General features: G+C 58.5%; 16 protein-coding genes. 9 read left to right on the top strand and 7 right to left on the bottom strand.

Going from position 1 to position 17,590, the window contains the following annotated elements; translation table 11 throughout:
• Positions 1-5 precede the first annotated feature (5 nt).
• A complete protein-coding gene (locus CV013_RS11080; RefSeq protein WP_102155636.1) occupies positions 6-1,049 on the bottom strand; it encodes a substrate-binding domain-containing protein in 1,044 nt (347 codons plus the stop codon).
• A gap of 94 nt (positions 1,050-1,143) precedes the next feature.
• The gene (locus CV013_RS11075) at positions 1,144-2,520 is read right to left on the bottom strand and encodes a porin (RefSeq protein WP_223805213.1); all 1,377 of its coding nucleotides are present in this window, start codon (positions 2,518-2,520) and stop codon (positions 1,144-1,146) included.
• A gap of 163 nt (positions 2,521-2,683) precedes the next feature.
• Between CV013_RS11075 and ald the strand changes: the two genes are divergently transcribed.
• Positions 2,684-3,802, top strand: coding sequence for an alanine dehydrogenase (gene ald / locus CV013_RS11070; protein WP_102155629.1), 1,119 nt, complete (start codon positions 2,684-2,686; stop codon positions 3,800-3,802).
• 114 nt (positions 3,803-3,916) lie between these two features.
• Positions 3,917-5,593, top strand: a complete 1,677-nt coding sequence (locus CV013_RS11065) for a GGDEF domain-containing protein (RefSeq protein WP_102155627.1) — start codon at positions 3,917-3,919, stop codon at positions 5,591-5,593.
• Positions 5,594-5,612: 19 nt separating this feature from the next.
• Here the strand turns inward: CV013_RS11065 and CV013_RS11060 are convergent, their stop codons facing one another.
• On the bottom strand, positions 5,613-6,491 hold the full coding sequence (locus CV013_RS11060; protein ID WP_102155625.1) for a zinc-ribbon domain-containing protein: 879 nt from the start codon (positions 6,489-6,491) through the stop codon (positions 5,613-5,615).
• 166 nt (positions 6,492-6,657) lie between these two features.
• Between CV013_RS11060 and ftsE the strand changes: the two genes are divergently transcribed.
• The 4 genes from ftsE to CV013_RS11040 are packed head-to-tail and all read left to right on the top strand — an operon-like array spanning position 6,658 to position 9,545.
• Positions 6,658-7,380, top strand: coding sequence for a cell division ATP-binding protein FtsE (ftsE, locus tag CV013_RS11055; RefSeq protein ID WP_102155623.1), 723 nt, complete (start codon positions 6,658-6,660; stop codon positions 7,378-7,380).
• Between the two features lie 2 nt (positions 7,381-7,382).
• The gene (locus CV013_RS11050) at positions 7,383-8,318 is read left to right on the top strand and encodes a cell division protein FtsX (protein WP_232806589.1); all 936 of its coding nucleotides are present in this window, start codon (positions 7,383-7,385) and stop codon (positions 8,316-8,318) included.
• The gene (locus CV013_RS11045; protein ID WP_102155618.1) at positions 8,315-8,845 is read left to right on the top strand and encodes a YdcF family protein; all 531 of its coding nucleotides are present in this window, start codon (positions 8,315-8,317) and stop codon (positions 8,843-8,845) included. Before CV013_RS11050 ends, CV013_RS11045 begins: the two co-directional genes overlap by 4 nt.
• 1 nt (position 8,846) lies before the next feature.
• Positions 8,847-9,545 carry a lysophospholipid acyltransferase family protein gene (locus CV013_RS11040; RefSeq protein ID WP_223805214.1) on the top strand — a complete coding sequence of 233 codons (699 nt, stop codon included), beginning with the start codon at positions 8,847-8,849 and terminating at the stop codon, positions 9,543-9,545.
• On the opposite strand, the gene CV013_RS11035 is transcribed toward CV013_RS11040, so the two are convergent.
• The gene (locus CV013_RS11035) at positions 9,539-10,444 is read right to left on the bottom strand and encodes a prephenate/arogenate dehydrogenase family protein (RefSeq protein ID WP_102155616.1); all 906 of its coding nucleotides are present in this window, start codon (positions 10,442-10,444) and stop codon (positions 9,539-9,541) included. The two genes, CV013_RS11040 and CV013_RS11035, sit on opposite strands and share 7 nt — an antisense overlap.
• Positions 10,444-11,553 (bottom strand): pyridoxal phosphate-dependent aminotransferase, encoded by a 1,110-nt coding sequence (locus CV013_RS11030; protein ID WP_102155957.1) that lies wholly within the window; start codon positions 11,551-11,553, stop codon positions 10,444-10,446. Before CV013_RS11030 ends, CV013_RS11035 begins: the two co-directional genes overlap by 1 nt.
• A gap of 112 nt (positions 11,554-11,665) precedes the next feature.
• On the opposite strand from CV013_RS11030, the gene metX reads away from it, so the two are divergent.
• The 3 genes from metX to gltX are packed head-to-tail and all read left to right on the top strand — an operon-like array spanning position 11,666 to position 14,717.
• Positions 11,666-12,763, top strand: coding sequence for a homoserine O-acetyltransferase MetX (gene metX / locus CV013_RS11025; RefSeq protein ID WP_102155614.1), 1,098 nt, complete (start codon positions 11,666-11,668; stop codon positions 12,761-12,763).
• Positions 12,760-13,350: a methionine biosynthesis protein MetW gene (metW, locus tag CV013_RS11020; protein WP_102155613.1), complete on the top strand. Its 591-nt coding sequence runs from the start codon at positions 12,760-12,762 to the stop codon at positions 13,348-13,350. The genes metX and metW overlap by 4 nt, the downstream gene beginning before the upstream one ends.
• On the top strand, positions 13,347-14,717 hold the full coding sequence (gene gltX, locus CV013_RS11015) for a glutamate--tRNA ligase (protein ID WP_102155611.1): 1,371 nt from the start codon (positions 13,347-13,349) through the stop codon (positions 14,715-14,717). The genes metW and gltX overlap by 4 nt, the downstream gene beginning before the upstream one ends.
• Positions 14,718-15,361: 644 nt before the next feature.
• On the opposite strand, the gene CV013_RS11010 is transcribed toward gltX, so the two are convergent.
• Both CV013_RS11010 and pyk read right to left on the bottom strand, forming a co-directional pair.
• The gene (locus tag CV013_RS11010; RefSeq protein ID WP_102155609.1) at positions 15,362-16,096 is read right to left on the bottom strand and encodes an 8-oxoguanine DNA glycosylase OGG fold protein; all 735 of its coding nucleotides are present in this window, start codon (positions 16,094-16,096) and stop codon (positions 15,362-15,364) included.
• Positions 16,086-17,555 carry a pyruvate kinase gene (gene pyk / locus CV013_RS11005; RefSeq protein WP_102155607.1) on the bottom strand — a complete coding sequence of 490 codons (1,470 nt, stop codon included), beginning with the start codon at positions 17,553-17,555 and terminating at the stop codon, positions 16,086-16,088. The genes CV013_RS11010 and pyk overlap by 11 nt, the downstream gene beginning before the upstream one ends.
• Positions 17,556-17,590 lie beyond the last annotated feature (35 nt).

Raw genomic sequence — 17,590 nt, 5'->3', positions numbered from 1 at the left:
GGGGCTTATTCCAGCCCTTCGCCTGTCATGATCGTGCCATCCTGAACCTTTTTGAGGTTGGCCGCCTGCACATCGTCAGGCGATGCAATAAAGCCAACTTTCGCCAGCTGTCCACCTTTGGTCCAGCTCTTGGTCCACTGGTCGATGAATTCCTTCAGGCCGGGAATGACACCAACGTGCTGCTTCTTGTAGTAAACGTAGAGCGGGCGTGCGCCGGGATATTTGAAGCTGGAGATATTGTCGTAAGTGGCGTCGACGCCATTCATCGGCAGATCCTGCAGCTTGCTCAGATTCTCCTCCAGATACGAATAGCCGAACACGCCGATCGCCTTGCGGTTATTTTCGATCTTCTGAACGATGAGGTTATCCTGCTCACCGGAATCGACGTAAGCGCCGTCGCTGCGTACTTCGGTGCAGACCTGCGCGAATTTGTCCTTGTCGCTCTTTTTCAGGGCCTGCATTTCAGGGTTGCTTTCACAGCCTTTCTCCAGAATCAGCTCTTTCAGCGCATCGCGCGTGCCGGAGGTCGAAGGCGGGCCATACATCAGGATCGGTTCGTTCGGCAGCGAAGGATCGACATCTTTCCAGGTCTTCGTCGTTTGCGCCTTGCCATAGGGTTTTGCTGCCAGCGCTTCATAAACGATTTTTGGAGTCAGGTTCATGGTGATGCCTCCCTTGCTCGATGCAAAAGCGATACCATCGAGACCGACCTGGAGTTCGATCACTTCGGTAACGCCGTTCTTCTGGCAATCTTCGAATTCCGCCTTCTTCATCCGGCGGCTGGCGTCTTCGATATCGGGCGTGTTGGCGCCCAGGCCCGCGCAAAACAGCTTCATGCCGCCACCTGTTCCGGTGGATTCGATCAGCGGGCTCTTAAATTGCGGATGAGTGGCGGTGAAATCTTCGGCAACTTTCTTCGCAAATGGATAGACTGTCGAAGAGCCAACTGCGCGGATCGAATCCCGCGTGCCGGTGCTGCCGCCTGAACCGCAGGCTGTGAGCGCGAGTGCCGAAATAGCGGTGATTGCGAATGTACTGGTCGATTTCATAGCATGAAGGCCTTTCGAAAGTCGGTCGCTTGCGCGATTAGGTCTGTAGTGTGACAGGAAAATGACGCGTGATGCAGGGTCTGCGAGGAGGCGATCAAAAATCGATCTGGGCCCGCGCACCGAATGCATCGACGCTATAATTCCGGCTAGTACCCGGTATAGCATGCAGGGCATCGGTGTAATCGAGCCGGGCGTAGTTGAGCAGGAACCGCACGTAGTCGATCGGTGCCCAAACCACCGATAGCTGATATCCGTTCTGTGTGCCGCCAACAATCCCCGCATCGGTGAGATCAAGGTAGTCGTAGCGCAAGTTGACTTCGACCGATCCAAAGCCGCCGTTGCCAACTGGACTGGATGGCTTTGCCCGATCGAAAACGCCTTTTTTATATCGGCGGGAATCACCAGGCGTCAGGAACATGCCGATTTCAGTGTAGCCGCCGAAAAACGTCGGATCGCTGAGCGCGCCGGGGCGGATCAGATGCTGCCAATATCCTTCCGAGGCGAAGTGGAATGGTCCGTGTATAGCCGCCGCTTCCAATCCATATCCGATCTCGCTTTCGGCATCGAGCGCGCCGGTGTCGATGAACCTGTCTGACGTGAAGTGAACCAATGGGCGATGGCGATAGCGAACAGTGCTCAATTCCTGCAGGGAGGTGTAGTGCAGCGATCCGGCAAGATGCAGCTGAGTATTGCCGATTTTGGGAAGGAAAACCGCGCGACCGTCCAGCCCCCAGTTTTTATTGGACAGATCGTCGTAATTGTCACTGAAGACCCCGCCCTGGAGCAATATGGGACCACTTGAATATTGGAGTGCCAGACCAACGCGGCGTTCGAAATTGAATGCATCGGTAAAGGCTGCGCGTTCCATCATCGATGTGAAGCGACTGCTGGTGAGTTCTTCCAAACCCTGAAAATTGTTTTGTTGGCCAACAGTGACGGTTAGCCCTTTGTCCTGATAGGAGAGGATGGCATCGGTTACCTCTGCCGTGCCGCCCGCAAAATCGAGCTCCATTTTGTAGCCGAACCCGCCGGGAATATCGCCTTCGACACCAAGGCGCGCGCGACGCAATTCACTGCCGAACCCATCTACTCTGCCACTGGAAGAGGGGACCGAGGTGAAGCCGGCATCGTATTGCAATCGCCCACGAGGCTTGAAGGTCCAGCCATCGCTGCTTTCGACTTCCGGAGCACCTTTCCACGCGATTGCGTCAGGTGCCTTGGCATTTTCGGGCATAGATTGGTTCGCAGAAACCGCAATATCACCAACAGAGGCGGTGGTTGCAGCACGTTGCTTTGCCATATCGAGCTGCGTTTCGAGCGAGTCGATACGCGCGGCCATGGCTTTTATTTGTGCCCGCATTTCTGCCAGTTCGGCACGTGTGTCTTCTGATTCCTGCGCTTCGACCGGAGTGATCCATCCGACTGTGGCCGCTATAGCGAGCGCTGAAATCCCGTTCCGAATCTGCCTCACATTACGGTTCCATTGCCAGTTCATTACAGTGACACGACGCCATTATGTGTATTTTATGACGGTTACATGACTATCCATTCGCGCGTAGAGTGGCGCATTTGTGGATCCGCCTTGCCGCCAAATTGTTACAACTGTAACGGGTGGCAATAAAGGAGAATGGTCCATGCGTATCGGCTGCCCCAAAGAGATCAAGGATCACGAGTATCGCGTTGGTTTGACTCCGGAAAGTGCGCGGGAACTTGTCGCGCATGGACACGAGGTCTGGATCGAAAGCGGTGCCGGCGCAGGGATCGGCGCAAGCGATGCAGAGTATGTCGATGCAGGGGCAGTGATCAGAGACGGGCCGACACCTATTTTTGCCGAGTGCGAAATGATCGTGAAGGTCAAGGAGCCGCAAGCCGTTGAGCGTAGCCAATTACGCAAGGGGCAGGTGTTGTATACATATCTTCATCTCGCACCTGACCCTGCCCAGACGGCCGACCTTCTCAAATCTGGCGTCACTGCGATTGCATATGAAACAGTCACGGGCGCGAACAATTCGCTCCCATTGCTTAAGCCTATGAGCCAGGTTGCGGGAAGAATGAGCATTCAGGCAGGGGCCAGCGCACTGGAAAAGGCGCATGGCGGGCGCGGGGTATTGTTGGGCGGGGTTCCTGGGGTGCTTCCCGGCAAAGTGGTGGTGATTGGTGGTGGTGTCGTGGGATTCAATGCCGCCCAGATGGCAGTTGGGCTTGGTGCTGATACGACGATTCTGGATCGCGATCCGGAAGTGCTTGAACGTCTTGGGATTCATTTTGAGAGTCGGGCAAAAACGCGTTTTTCCAATACCGCTAATCTGCAGGAGGCCGTGAACGAAGCCGATCTGGTAATCGGTGCGGTATTGGTGCCCGGAGCGGCGGCACCGCGCTTGGTCACGCGCGAAATGCTCACTGGGATGAAGCCGGGTGCGGTGCTGGTGGATGTCGCGATCGATCAGGGTGGTTGTTTCGAAACCAGCCATCCGACCACCCATTCCGACCCTACTTATATTGTTGAGGGGATCGTCCATTACTGCGTTGCGAATATGCCCGGTGCGGTTGCCCGAACCAGCACCTACGCATTGAACAATGTGACTTTGCCTCATGCACTGAAGATTGCCGACCTGGGCTGGCGGGAAGCCATGCGTCAAAATCCACATCTCGCCGCCGGGCTCAACGTTCAGGCTGGGAACGTGACATATCGGGCCGTCGCTGAAGAACTCGGTTATGACTATGTGCCGGTATCTGAGGTAATCGAAAGTTAACCTCTAGTCTAATGAGCCTTTAAAGAGGATGGCCTTTAGATCATCCTCGTGAATACGAGGGGGATCATTGTAGCTGTTGCGGTATTTGCGGCGTTTTGCGCTGCGTTCGCTGCTATGCATGCACCTTTTTCAGGCCAGTCTCAGGCTGAAGGATCGTATACGCCCGATTGCTTTGCGCCCTCTTCACCGGACGAATCTCTGGTCCGAGTGCTGGCGGATTCTGCCCGCTGGCGTTGCGATTTATCTGCCGCCAGTCTTGTGCCCGACCGCACTGTGATACGTATCCCACTTGATCCTGATGGGGCTGTGCCGCGCTACTTCTCCAGCGTGGCTATCGTCGCAGGCGATATCGTGGTGGCACTTGTCGATAAAGACAGCCGCATTCTGGCGGAAAAACGCGTTACCCCTGCAGAAATCCTTGCTGCACCGCTCGGTAATCGTTTCCTGATTCCGTTGCCAGAAACGACACGAAATAGTGAAGCTGTGATTGTTGCTTTCGATTATCCGATCAATCCCTCTCTGTTCTTGCGTTCTCACCTGTTGGACAAAAACCCGATAAACGAGCCAGGATCCATTCGCTTTATGCTGCTGGTCGCCATTGTTTGCGGGCTGCTTGCGATGCCCATTGCATACAATATCGCGTTCTATCCGGTGCTAAAGGAGCGTTTTGTTCTGTGGCACGTCATTTTGTCTTTCGCGCTGCTCGCCCAATGCTTGCTTTCATCAGGCATTGCGATGCACTTTATCGATCTGTCGGTTGAACAATTATTTCGCGGACTGGTGATTTCGTTTGGGATAGCTGTTGCAGCCATGTGCGCGTTTACCGAAGCGTTTATCGAGCCGGGCAAATTGAACCCGGTGCTGCGTAAGATGATGCGATGGGTTCCATTGTGGATGATCTCGGTTGCGCTGGGGCATGCTTTCTTTCCCACGGTTTTGCGCGCGATTCAGGTGAAGCTGTATTATGCCGCCTTTATTCCGGTTTTGGTGCTGTTGCTTATCTCTCTTATCAATGGTTTATATCGAGGGAGCCGTTCTGCTGAGTTGAAGCTCATCGGGCTGACGCCATTCTTTGCGATGGGCGGCATACGGCTCGTGACGATGCTATTCCCTGGCTTTAGCCCCGAAGAAGCAATGCCGATGCTCTACGTAGCAATTGTCGTCGAAGGGGCGGTCGCGACACTCGGCGTGGCGCACCGGCTTATGAATATAAAGCGCCAACGAGATGATGCCTTGGCAGAAACCCGTATCTTCGAAGACCTTGCAGAGCGTGATCCGCTGACCGGCTTGCTCAATCGGCGCGCTATAGAGCGCAATTTCGAACAATTGCGTGCGGAAGGGTTCAGGGCCTGTGCTCTTATCGATCTCGATTATTTTAAGTCTATCAATGACTCATATGGACATGCGAAGGGTGACGAAGTCCTTCGTTCGGTGGCAGGCGCCCTCAGGGAAGACGAAGATACCTTGGCTATACGCATGGGTGGGGAGGAATTTATGCTGCTTCTGCGAGGTTCCGATGCACGCAATCGAGCGGAAGCGCGCCGTCAGGCAATTACCCGACATGTAGCAATCGATGTTGTTGGATTGGACCGGCCCGTTACCGCGAGCATGGGGCTGCTGGAAATGGCCGAACGGGGACCGCAGAACGTAACATTCGAAACGCTCTATGCGCGCGTTGATCGGCTACTTTACGATGCCAAGGCAGGCGGACGGAACCGCACAATTGGAGAGAAGATGGTCGTGTTTAGCGCGAGAGGCAAAGATCGCCGGACATTAAGGCGTGCCGCTTGATTATCGCTTCGTCTGACAGTTAGCTGGGCTTCCAGCCAATTTCCGCAATTCTGGCCGACTTGGGAACATCCGTCACCGCTTCGTTGATCGTCATCGTTTCGCCGGGGGCCAGTTTGGACTTGGGCGGCGCGACTTCCCAGCTATAAACGATCCGTTCCCGTGCATCGCGCAGAACGATCAGAATAGACGGCACGCGCATTGTTTCGCGACCGACATTTTTAACCGTTCCGCTGGCACCGAAATACTCGGTGCCATTCGGCAATGTCCGCCGTTCCTGTCGGTCGGGTGGGAAGCTGAGTACGAGGTCGGGCTGTCCGGCGGCGAACGTAGGCTGACTGATCGGAACCCAATCGGGTACGCCCCAATAACTCACCGCAACCACCGCCCCCAGCGCACAAGCCGCGAAAAAGGCGGCCGCGGCCGTCCATAATTTCAGCGTATTGCGTCGCGGCCTGAAGGGCGGCTCATAATCGAACTGCGATACGGCATCATCATCGTAAACTGCAACGGGCGGCGGCGGTGATGATTCGACACCCGTTGGTGCCGGTGCCACATTTTCTGGCGCAGGTGTGTCGTCTGCGTCAGATGCTGGCGGACCTTCTGCAGCAATGTCCCCGGATTTTTCGCGCGGTGAGTCGATATCCTGAGGCGTAGGCTGTTCGGTTTGTTGCGGGGTCGGTGCAGGGCGTGCTTCTGCCTGAGGCGGCGTTGCTGATTGTGCCTGCGGTGTAGCCGGAGAACCCTGCGTTTCCGTTGCAATCGCAACGGCTTCCGCAGTTTGCCCTTCCTGAAACCAGCTATGTCTGCATTTCGCGCAACGCACAGTGCGCCCTTCGACACCTATGGCGGTATCGGGCACGACATATCGCGTGGAACAAGCGGGGCAGGCGATAATCATCCTGCCTAATTCCTAGGCAAGCGTCTCGAATACAACAATAGTGGCAACGGCTCAGGAACGTCGTTGATGGCTTTTTTCCACATCGAAGGGCCGCTATAGCCTCCGGGCCGATGTCCTGTGCGCTTCAATCTCCCCCAACCTGCCGGTACACCGGGCAGATACCACGATGACCGACCGTGGGCGCGATATCGTGACGTTTGACAATGTCGGGCTGCGTTATGGGGCCGACCGGGAGGTGTTGAGCGATGTCTCGTTCACGTTGCATCCGGGCAGTTTCTATTTCCTGACGGGGGCAAGTGGCGCAGGGAAAACATCGCTACTGAAATTGCTTTATCTCGCTCAGCGGCCTTCGCGTGGGGTAATCCGTCTGTTCGGTACGGACACGGTCACATTGCCGCGCAAGCGACTGCCCGCCTTCCGGCGCCGTCTGGGCGTTGTGTTTCAGGATTTTCGTCTGGTTCCGCATCTGTCGGCGTATGACAACGTGGCGTTGCCCTTGCGGGTATCCGGTGTGCGGGAAGCGGAGATCGCCAAACCGGTGGACGACATGCTAGAATGGGTGGGCCTGTCGCATCGCAAGGAGGCAAAACCCGCGACGCTTTCGGGGGGCGAGCGGCAGAGGGTCGCTATCGCCCGCGCTGTGATTGGCAGGCCCGATATGCTGCTGGCTGACGAACCCACCGGAAATGTCGATCCGGAAATGGCGCTTAAACTGTTGCGGCTGTTTGAAGCTCTCAATCGACTTGGGACGACAGTCGTCGTCGCAACCCACGATGTACATTTACTTCGTAAGGTTTCAGGGTCGATGATTATGCGCCTCGACAAAGGGCGGCTGTCCGACCCTACTGGCGCGTTGCGTTATCCCCCTCGCCGGGAAAATGCGGGATGAGCGTGAAGAAGCCACCTGTCGTCAAAGGCAACACAGCGAAAGGGATAGCGCGTTTCGGTGGAAACCGCGCCGCTGCTCTCGTGCCTCAGGCGCGTCTGGCTGGGCCGATGCCATGGGTCATTGCGATCATGGTCGCGCTGACAGTTATCGCCGCAGCCGGAGGGATGGCACTGACCAATCTGGCTCGCGGTGCCCAAGGTGAGCTGTCGGGGGCAGTGACAGTTCAGATCCTGGCTGCACAGCCGCAAGAAAAGGTGCGGCAGGCGGATCTGGCAGAGAAGGCTCTGGCCGAATTGCCGCAGGTGACGGGGTTGCGGATTGTGCCGCAGTCCGAACTCGACGAACTTTTGGAACCATGGCTCGGCAAGAGCAGTAGTGGAGATCTGGCAGTACCGATTCCGGCGCTGATCGATGTGCAACTGCGTAGTTCGGCCAGTGAAGAGCAGTTAAGCGCGCTGCGCGCTGCGCTTGCGTCGGTTGCGCCGGATGCACGGGTTGATGCTCAGTCAGGATGGCTGCAACCCGTATTCGGCGCGATAGAGGCGCTGCAGTGGTTGGCTCTCGCATTGGTTGTCATGCTTGCGGCCATCAGTGCCACCGCCGTTTGGCTTGCCGCCCGGAGTGCGCTGGGCAGCAATCGGGATACGATTGAAATCGTGCATCTGCTCGGCGGTACAGATGGTCAGATCGCCCGCATTTTTCAGCGGTCGATAGGCTTTGATGCAGTGGCCGGGGGAGCAGTGGGTCTGGCGATCGGTATGTTGGCGATATCGCTGCTTGGCAGTCGATTCGCGGCACTTGGTTCGGGCCTGATGGCAAGTGGCGGCCTGCGGCCCATCGATTGGTTGGCGATTGCAGCGATTCCGTTCATCGGCGTTGCTATTGCAATGCTGACTGCGCGTCTGACAGTTCTGGCGGCACTGAGGCGAATGCTGTGATTGTGCGCTTCATCGCCTTAATATTGCTCTGCTATATGATCGGCTTCGGCGTGTTTGCGATTGCCTTACCGCAACCGGTCGAGGGCGGGCGTACCAATGCCATTGTTGTTCCCACCGGCTCGGCAGGCCGGATTGAACGTGGGCTGGCAGCGCTCGAAAGCGGTGGCGCGCCAGCGATGCTGGTAACCGGGGTGGATCGCGAAGTAACCCGCCCGGAATTCGCCGCGCAATACTCGGTGCCGGAAAAGACGATGGAGTGTTGTGTTACCCTTGGTTTTAACGCGGTCGATACGCGCAGCAACGCGGCAGAGACGGCTGCATGGGTTGCCCGGCACCGCTATCGCTCTATTCGACTGGTGACGGCTGACTGGCATATGCGCCGTGCGGAAGGCGAATTGAAAGCTGCGCTCCCATCGGGCGTCACGATTATCCGCGATGCCGTGCATACGACCCCTTCGCTCCGCAACCTGTTCCTCGAATATAACAAGTTGATCGCCAGCTATCTGGCGCGGCTCATCGATATCTGAGATGCTGAAGATCATGCGTGTTGTGCGTAGCCTATTGTTCTATATAGCATTTTATGGCGGCTCGGTGTTTGGTGTGCTGGCTGTGTTCCTGGCGCTGCCATTCGGAGCGAAGGCGTTTCGCAAGGCCATTCGGGGATGGTCCGGCTTTCATCGTAGCTGCGCCCGCGTATTGCTGGGCATCGATGTGGCCGTTGAAGGCGATCCGCGGCCGCTGGACGAGCCAGTGCTTTACGCGATGAAACACGAGAGTTTTTACGAAGCGATCGACCTGACCATGTCGCTGCATGAACCGGGGGTTTTCGCTAAAGAAGAGCTGTTTCGTATTCCGGGGTGGGGCCGTCTTGGGATCATCTACGGCCTTGTTCCCGTGGCGCGCGGGCGTGGCGCCAGTACGCTTAGGAAGATGCTATCTGCAGCCCGGCGACTAACGGCGGAGGGCCGCCCACTCGTGATCTTTCCCGAAGGCACCCGTGTTCCACATGGTGCCCGCGCGCCGCTGCAATCGGGTTTTGCGGGGCTGTACAAGCTGGTAGGGCTGCCAGTTGTGCCGGTGGCGGTGAACAGCGGGCCGCTGTATCATCGCCGGTGGAAACGCAGCGGAACGCTGACCTACCGTTTTGGCGAGCCTATCCCGCCGGGTTTGTCTCGCGAAGAGGTGGAGCAGCGGGTTCTGGAAGCGATCAACGCGCTCAATCAGTGATCGCTGCGCCCGAAGTCGGGGCGTGCATCATCCTGACCCTGTTCGATAATCGAGCGGCGGATTGCGCGGGTGCGGGTGAACAGGTCGAACAATGCCTGACCGTCTTCGCGGCGGATCGCGCGCTGTAATGCGGTCAGATCCTCCGTGAAACGGCCCAGCATTTCCAGCACCGCTTCGCGATTAGTCAGAAAAACGTCGCGCCACATCGTTGGGTCGCTTGCAGCGATGCGGGTGAAGTCGCGGAAGCCACCGGCGGAATATTTGATGACTTCGCTGCGGGTTACATCTTCCAGATCGGAGGCTGTACCCACGATGGTATAAGCGATCAGGTGCGGAATATGGCTGGTGACTGCCAGCACCAGATCGTGATGCGCTGCGTCCATCATTTCGACCTTGGCGCCGAGCGCTTCCCAGAATGCCGAAACCTCCGCAATCGCATCGGGATCGGTGCCTTCTGGTGGAGTCAGAATGCACCAGCGCTGGCGGAACAATGCCGGGAAGCCTGCGTCCGGCCCGCTGCGTTCGGTTCCTGCAACCGGGTGAGCGGGCACAATGAAATTGTCGGGCAAAGCGTCCGCCAAGGCTTGCGAAACGGCGGCTTTTGATGACCCGACATCGCTGATGATTGCCTTAGCCGGAATGGCCGCTGCCATCTCGCGCGCAACATCGGCAATCGCGCCGACGGGGACGCAGAAAATCACCAGATCTGCATCGGCAACCGCATCGGCGGCATTATCGTGCACTGTGCCAACCAGACCGCGTTCGGCTGCGCGCTGGCGCGTTGCAGGCGATGCGTCGTAGCCGGTGGTCGCGACTTGCGGCAGGTATTCCGCGATCGCGAGCCCGACAGAGCCGCCAAGCAGCCCCAGACCAATGATTGCAACGCGTTCTATGGTCATCACGCTGCCTCCGCCGCTTGCCGGATTGCGGTTGCCACTGCATCCATATCTTCGCGCTGACCGATGGTAATCCGCAAGGCATGAGGCAAACCTTGACCGGGCAAGTGGCGCACGGCATAGCCCGCTTCGGCGATGGCCGCCAGTGCGGCTTCGGCGGTCAACACGCCTTCGAATAGGACCAGCACGAAGTTCGCCTCGCTCGGCAGCGGGCGAATGCCGTGATTGCCCATCGCTTCCATCGCTTCCACGAAACGCGCGCGTTCGGCTGCGTTTTCCTTACGGCAGCGGGCGATCCACGTGTCGTCGCCCAATGCCGCGAGCGCGGCAACCTGCCCGTGATTGCTGACGTTGAACGCACCGCGCACGCGGTTGATCATATCGATCAGAGGTGGGGCACCAGTCGCCCAGCCAACGCGTTCGCCTGCAATGCCATAGGCTTTGGAGAAGGTCCGCAGGACCAGTACATTTCTGTGCTGAGCGGCCAGTTCGAATGCGCCATCGTCCACGCCCTCTGCCAGAAATTCGGCGTAGGCCTGATCAACGATCAATAAAACGTCTTGCGGCAAACCAGAATGCAGACGGGCAATTTCGTCCGCCGGCAACCAGCATCCGATGGGATTGTTGGGGTTGTCGACGATCACCACTTTGGTCCGCTCGGTAACAGCGGCCAGCAGATTATCGACCGACGCGGCATAGTCCGCATCCTCCGCCATTACAGGCGTGGCACCGACTTTCTGAGCTAGCAACGGATAGAGTGAGAACGAGTAGCGGGAGAACAGAACTTCATCTCCCTGACCCGCGAAAGCCTGAACAGCGCAGTTGAGCAATTCGCCCGATCCGGTGCCGCAAACGATGTGGCCGGGATCGATGTCGTGCTTTGCTCCCAGTTCTTTTCGAAGTGCGCGCGAGTCGGGATCGGGATATCGGTTGGGATGGACGGCAGTGCCCATTGCGGCATGGACCGCCGGGCTGGTTCCCAGCGGATTTTCGTTTGCGGACAGCTTGATAAGCGGCTTCCCGTCCGCATTGGCTGACTTGCCGGGAATATAGGCGTGAATGCCCTCTATCCAGGGCTTCGGTGTGGGGCTGAGATTGGTGCTGTCTGCCATCGTGACGCGGCGCATAGCGCGTGTGCCGCGCAAAACGAACAAATTCTGCCTTTGCCTGCCCCGTTGCTGAGTTGTTGACTTGGGCGCGGCTTCATCCCAAGCGGCCCGCACGATGGCCACTTTGTCCGCATCCAGAGCACTTACATTTGCTGCCCCCCTGCCGCTCGACAGCGGTCAGACACTGGAAGGTGTGCAGATCGCATACGAGACTTATGGCGAACTGGCGGCAGACAAATCGAATGCCATGCTTGTTACGCATGCTCTTACGGGCGATCAGTATCTGGCGAGCACGCATCCCATCACCGGCAAACCTGGCTGGTGGGAACGGATGGTGGGGCCGGGCAAACCCATCGATACCAGTCGCTACTATGTCATTTGTGCCAACGTAATCGGCAGTTGCATGGGCTCGACCGGGCCAGCTAGTATTGCACCGGACGGGCAGCCATATGCCATGCGTTTTCCGGTGATTACAATCCGCGATATGGTGCGCGGATTGGTCGGTCTGCTTGATGGGATGGGCATCGAGCGGCTTCACGCGATTGTGGGTGGATCGATGGGCGGGATGCAGGCGCTCAGCCTCGCCGCCAATTGGCCGGATCGTGCGGAACGGGTGCTGGTGATTGCGTCTACCAGTCGTCATTCGGCGCAGAATATAGCATTTCACGAATTGGGGCGGCAGGCGATCATGGCCGATCCCAACTGGCAAGATGGCGACTATTACGCCAGCGGTGCCTCCCCCGATGCCGGGCTGGCCGTGGCGCGGATGGCGGCGCACATCACTTATCTGTCGGAAGACGGGCTGACCGACAAATTTGGCCGGAATTTACAGGATCGTGACACTAAATCGTTCGGCTTCGACGCTGATTTTCAAGTAGAAAGTTACCTGCGTTATCAGGGTAGCGGCTTTACACGCCGTTTTGATGCTAACAGCTACCTATATATTACTCGTGCGATGGACTATTTTGACCTTGCAGAGGAACATGGTGGAAGGCTGGCAAATGCCTTCGCCGGATCGCAGGCGCGGTTCTGTCTGGTCAGCTTCGATAGCGACTGGCTCTATCCTACAGCGGAAAGCCGCCATGTCGTCCATGCGCTCAACGCGGCAGGGGCAGCGGTCAGTTTCGTGGAGCTCAGCGCGCCGTATGGACACGACAGTTTTCTGCTCGACGTGTCGGCGCTCGACCGGGTGGTGAAGGGGTTTGTCGAATGACGATGCTTCGTCCCGATCTGGCGGTCATCGCAGATAAGGTCGCCGCCGGCTCGCGCGTGCTCGACATCGGTTGCGGGGAAGGCGAGCTGATGGAGGTCTTGCGGACGCAGAAGGGGTGCGATGCGCGCGGGATGGAAATCGATCCGGTGCTGGTTGAACGCTGCGTCGCGCGCGGGTTGAGCGTAGTGCAGGGCGATGCCGACCGCGATCTGGTGGAGTATCCCGACAAGGCGTTCGATTACGCGATCCTGTCGCAAACGTTGCAAACCGCCGCCCGGCCCGACCGGATGCTGGACGAATTGCTGCGGGTGGGGCGTCAGGCGTTCGTCAGTTTCCCCAACTTCGCCCAGTGGCGGATGCGCGCTGCGCTGGCATTTCGCGGGAGGATGCCGGTGACCCGGTACTTGCCCGTCAGTTGGTACGAAACCCAGAACATCCACAATGTCACTATCGACGATTTTCGCGAACTGATCGCGAAGCTGGGCGTCACGTGCGAAAATGCGTGGTTCTTTTCCGGGCAACGCCAGATTGGCCCGCTGTGGGCAAACTTGCGCGCCGAATATGCCGTTTTTGAGTTGAGCCGATGACAGTTACGACCCGTTTCGCCCCTTCGCCCACTGGCACATTGCATGTGGGCAATATCCGTACAGCGCTGCATAACTGGTTGCTGGCGCGCAAGAATGGCGGGCGTTTCCTGCTGCGGATCGACGATACCGATGCCGAGCGCAGCCGCGAAGAATATGTCGATGCGATCCGTGCCGATCTCGCCTGGCTGGGGCTGGATTACGATGGGGAGGAGCGCCAGTCGGCGCGGCTGGCGCAGTACGAGGCGGCATTTGCCGCGCTGAAGGATGCGGGCCGGGTTTATCCGGCATACGAAACCGCGCAGGAGCTGGAGCTGAAGCGCAAGATCGCGCTGGGTCGCGGCCTGCCGCCGATTTACGACCGCGCCGCGCTCGACCTGACCGATGCCGACCGTGCTGCGAAGGAAGCGGAGGGGATTGCCCCGCACTGGCGGTTCAAACTCGACCATGCAGAGCCGATTGTGTGGACAGACGGCATTCGCGGGGAACAGAAATTCGACGCCGCGCAGCTCTCCGACCCGGTGATCCGCCGCGCCGACGGATCGTGGCTCTACATGCTGCCCAGCGCCATCGACGACATCGAGATGGGGGTCACCGATGTTCTGCGCGGGGAAGACCATGTGAGTAACACGGCCGTGCAGATCCAGATGTTCACTGCGCTGCGCGATGCGATGGGTTCGGGTGCCCCGATGCCCCGCTTCGCACACGAGGCGTTGCTGGTCGGCAGCGAAGGTAAGTTGTCCAAACGACTTGGTTCGCTCGGCTGTGCTGCCTTCCGCGAACGGGGGATCGAGCCGCAGGCGATCGTGGCTTTGCTGGCCCGTCTGGGTACCAGTCAGCCGGTCGAACCGATTGCCGATCGCCAGACGCTGATCGACACGTTCGACCTCTCCACTTTTGGCCGTGCGCCAGCCCGGTTCGACGATGCCGAGCTGGAGCGGATCAATACCGCGCTGATCCACCAAATGCCGTTCGCAGAAGTGGCGGACCGCTTGCCTGCCGGGGTCGACGAGGCGGGGTGGCACGCGATCCGGCCCAACCTGACGACTCTGGCCGATGTGGCCGAATGGTGGAATCTGGTGACCGGGCCGATCACGGCGCCGGACTTTTCCGATGAAGACCGCGCCTATCTGGTGCAGGCTGCCGCGGCGCTGGATTTTTCCGGCGATGACCCGTGGCAGGCGCTGACCGGCGCGCTCAAGCAGGCGAGCGGCCGCAAGGGCAAGGCGCTGTTCCTGCCGCTCAGACAAGCGCTGACAGGCATGGATCACGGCCCGGATATGAAAGAACTGCTCCCGCTGATTGGCGAAGCCGAAGCGCGGCGGCGGCTGACGCAATCCGGCGAGGCGGAAGCAAAAAACGCTTTATAGTTCGTAGTCCCCAGAGTGTCGGGTGGCGGGATGTGGGGCGTACCTCCACCAACCCCCCCATCATTGCGAGGAGCATTGCGACGTGGCAATCCATGTCGTGCCCTTCGCCTTCATTACAATCGCTGCGATAGGTAGGACTGTCAGGTCATGGATTGCTTCGCCGTGCTCGTAATGACGAACGGGGAGGTGGACGCTGAAAAATGGCCTCCGCTAGCGGGTGGGGGCGTCGAGGTGGCAGGCGTAGGGAAATGGCCAGACGCAGCTGACAGTGCGGCAAGACTTCGCCATTCCCTCTCCCCGCCTGCAAAATAGAACCTCGTCGCCCCGGACCTGATCCGGGGCCCAGCTTATCCTTTCCGCGCCGCGCCAGCAGAAGCTGGACCCCGGCTCAAGGCCGGGGTGACGATGGCGGAGGAACCACATCTCCCTCGTCATTGCGAGGGGCGCAGCGACGTGGCAATCCATGGGCCGCCCTCGCCTCGGCCACGACCGACGTGATGGGCGGAGCCGTCAGTCCATGGATTGCTTCGTTGCGCTCGCAATGATGAAGCGGGGGGCGAGTGCCAGAAATAGGACGCCGGATTAAGAGCTTAGGCGGTGGCTAGAGATAGTGGGGAAAATAGGGATGCGAACTTAGGCCCGCATCACTGCCTCTTGTAATGTTGGCGAACGTATGTGCGCCACTGACCTTCTGGCGGACCGTTGCGAAATCTTGATCTTCCGCGAGAGAAAAGTGTTTCCTCGGCTATGGCTGGCTCACATTCGAGGTGATTAGCCAAGTCCTCTATGGCGAGACAGAACTCTGTGTAGACTCCCGCGGGATTTTTTTCACAGTTTCCCGATCCAGCGACATATCCTGCTTTTGAAAGTGTCACTAGGTTTCGACCAAGTAGAAGATTGATCGATTTCGCGGTCCACTGATCCATTATGAACCCGGTTTTTTCGGGCCTGCTATGTGTCGCGAAAAATATCAGTTTGGTGAAAAAGGCCGGGCCGATTCCTTTCAGATTTGCAGTATGGAAGTCCTCATATATCTCTGTGCGATCAATATCAGGTTGCATTAGCTTTTCGATAAGTGGAATCCAGGAAGAGCTTTCTTTCCAAGCGGCTTTTCCGTTGTATATCCGCATCCCACCCCAAGACATTGTGCAAATAAAAAGATACCTTGGGTCTTTGTTGTTTCTCCAGATATCGAGCAGGTCTTTTCGACCCAACTTTTCACATGGTAGGTTCTTCGGAATGTCGCGGGCTTTGCAGACCTGCTTGGCCCAGCATGTGGGCTTGCTGCCAAAACTCTCCTGCGTGTCCCCCTGACGATCAATAAGCGCCTCTAAGTGGGAGGCATCGAATTTAAACCCAGAGTCGCCGCTACCCTTCACGATGCTTCTTCAACTCGTCCCCTGTCAGGGTGACGACGTGGAGCAGGTTGGTGCTGCCCGGTGTGCCGAATGGGACACCGGCGAGGGCGATCATCTTGCTGCCCGCTTCCCCGAAGCCGTGGCGCAGGGCCATGCGTTTGCCCTTGGCGATCATTTCTTCGAAGCTGCCGATATCTTTGGTCGAAACGGCGTGGGCCCCCCACAGCAGGCATAGCCGTCGTGCGGTTCTGGCCGATGGAGTCAGTACCAGCATCGGCACACTTGGGCGTTCGCGGGCGACGCGGCGGGCAGTGCTGCCCGATCCGGTGAACACAGTGATGGCGCGGATCGGTACTGTGTCTGCGATAGTCATGCAGGCATGGCTCAGCGCGTCGGCGGTGGTGCGGTCGGGCGGGGTGTCGAGGAAGCGGACGCGGGCGATATAGGCATCGTCGCGTTCCACTTGCGTGGCGATCCGGTCCATGATGCTCACCGCTTCTTCCGGCCAGTCGCCCGCGGCGGTTTCGGCACTGAGCATGACCGCGTCGGCCCCGTCATATACCGCATTGGCCACGTCCGACACTTCGGCGCGGGTCGGGGTCGGGCTTTCGATCATCGATTCGAGCATTTGTGTCGCTACGATCACCGGCTTGCCCGCCATGCGCGCAAGGTTGACGATTTTCTTCTGCAGCGGCGGCACTTCTTCGGGGTCGAGCTCGACACCCAGATCGCCGCGCGCGACCATGATCCCGTCGCTCAGTTCCAGAATTTCGTTGAGACGACGCACCGCCATCGGTTTTTCGATCTTGGCGCAAAGGGCGGGATGTTCCGGCCCGGTGCCGCCGATCAGCTTGCGAGCTTCGGCCAGATCTTCGGGCCGCTGCACGAACGACAGGCCGATCCAGTCCACTCCTTGCGCGACAGCGAACGCCAGATCGCGACGGTCCTTTTCTGTCAGTGCAGGGATCGGAACCTCGGCATCGGGCACATTGACGCCCTTGCGGTCGGAGATAACCCCGCCGACTTCTGCCGAGCAGAGAATTTTATCCGCTCCGGCTTCGATCACTTTCAGGCGGATTTTCCCGTCGTTGATCAGCAGACGCTGCCCCTTGGACAGCACGCCGAACAGTTCGGGGTGGGGCAATTCGACACGGGTTTCGTCGCCCGGTTCGGGATTGCGGTCGAGCGTAAAGTGGCCCGAATGGCGGATTACCGCCTGTCCATCCTTAAATGTGCCGACGCGCAGTTTCGGCCCTTGCAGGTCAGCGAGAATCGCGATGGGGCGATGGAGCGCCTTTTCCAGTTCGCGGATCGCCCTGATCGACGCCTCGTGCGTGGCATGATCGCCGTGGCTCATATTCACGCGAAATGCATCTGCCCCGGCGCGAACGAGTTTTTCCAGCATGGCCGGCTCGCGGCTGGCGGGGCCGACAGTGGCGAGGATCTTGACCTTGCGCTTACGCGGATCGAGTTTTTGCATGGAATTTGCCTATGGCAGGGCGATGCGACAATACA

Origin of the sequence: Tsuneonella flava (genome assembly GCF_002870965.1) — a bacterium.
GTDB classification, from domain to species: domain Bacteria; phylum Pseudomonadota; class Alphaproteobacteria; order Sphingomonadales; family Sphingomonadaceae; genus Tsuneonella; species Tsuneonella flava.
Note: the sequence above shows the minus strand (reverse complement) of the source record. Positions and strands in the feature narration are given on the sequence as shown.

Bases quoted from the DNA above. Each gene is read 5' to 3' on its own strand.
- CV013_RS11080 (WP_102155636.1), bottom strand. From the start codon at position 1,049: ATGAAATCGACCAGTACATTCGCAATCACCGCTATTTCGGCACTCGCG.
- ald (WP_102155629.1), top strand. From the start codon at position 2,684: ATGCGTATCGGCTGCCCCAAAGAGATCAAGGATCACGAGTATCGCGTT.
- CV013_RS11065 (WP_102155627.1), top strand. From the start codon at position 3,917: ATGCATGCACCTTTTTCAGGCCAGTCTCAGGCTGAAGGATCGTATACG.
- CV013_RS11060 (WP_102155625.1), bottom strand. From the start codon at position 6,491: ATGATTATCGCCTGCCCCGCTTGTTCCACGCGATATGTCGTGCCCGAT.
- ftsE (WP_102155623.1), top strand. From the start codon at position 6,658: ATGACCGACCGTGGGCGCGATATCGTGACGTTTGACAATGTCGGGCTG.
- CV013_RS11040 (WP_223805214.1), top strand. From the start codon at position 8,847: ATGCTGAAGATCATGCGTGTTGTGCGTAGCCTATTGTTCTATATAGCA.
- CV013_RS11035 (WP_102155616.1), bottom strand. From the start codon at position 10,444: ATGACCATAGAACGCGTTGCAATCATTGGTCTGGGGCTGCTTGGCGGC.
- CV013_RS11030 (WP_102155957.1), bottom strand. From the start codon at position 11,553: ATGGCAGACAGCACCAATCTCAGCCCCACACCGAAGCCCTGGATAGAG.
- metX (WP_102155614.1), top strand. From the start codon at position 11,666: ATGGCCACTTTGTCCGCATCCAGAGCACTTACATTTGCTGCCCCCCTG.
- metW (WP_102155613.1), top strand. From the start codon at position 12,760: ATGACGATGCTTCGTCCCGATCTGGCGGTCATCGCAGATAAGGTCGCC.
- gltX (WP_102155611.1), top strand. From the start codon at position 13,347: ATGACAGTTACGACCCGTTTCGCCCCTTCGCCCACTGGCACATTGCAT.
- pyk (WP_102155607.1), bottom strand. From the start codon at position 17,555: ATGCAAAAACTCGATCCGCGTAAGCGCAAGGTCAAGATCCTCGCCACT.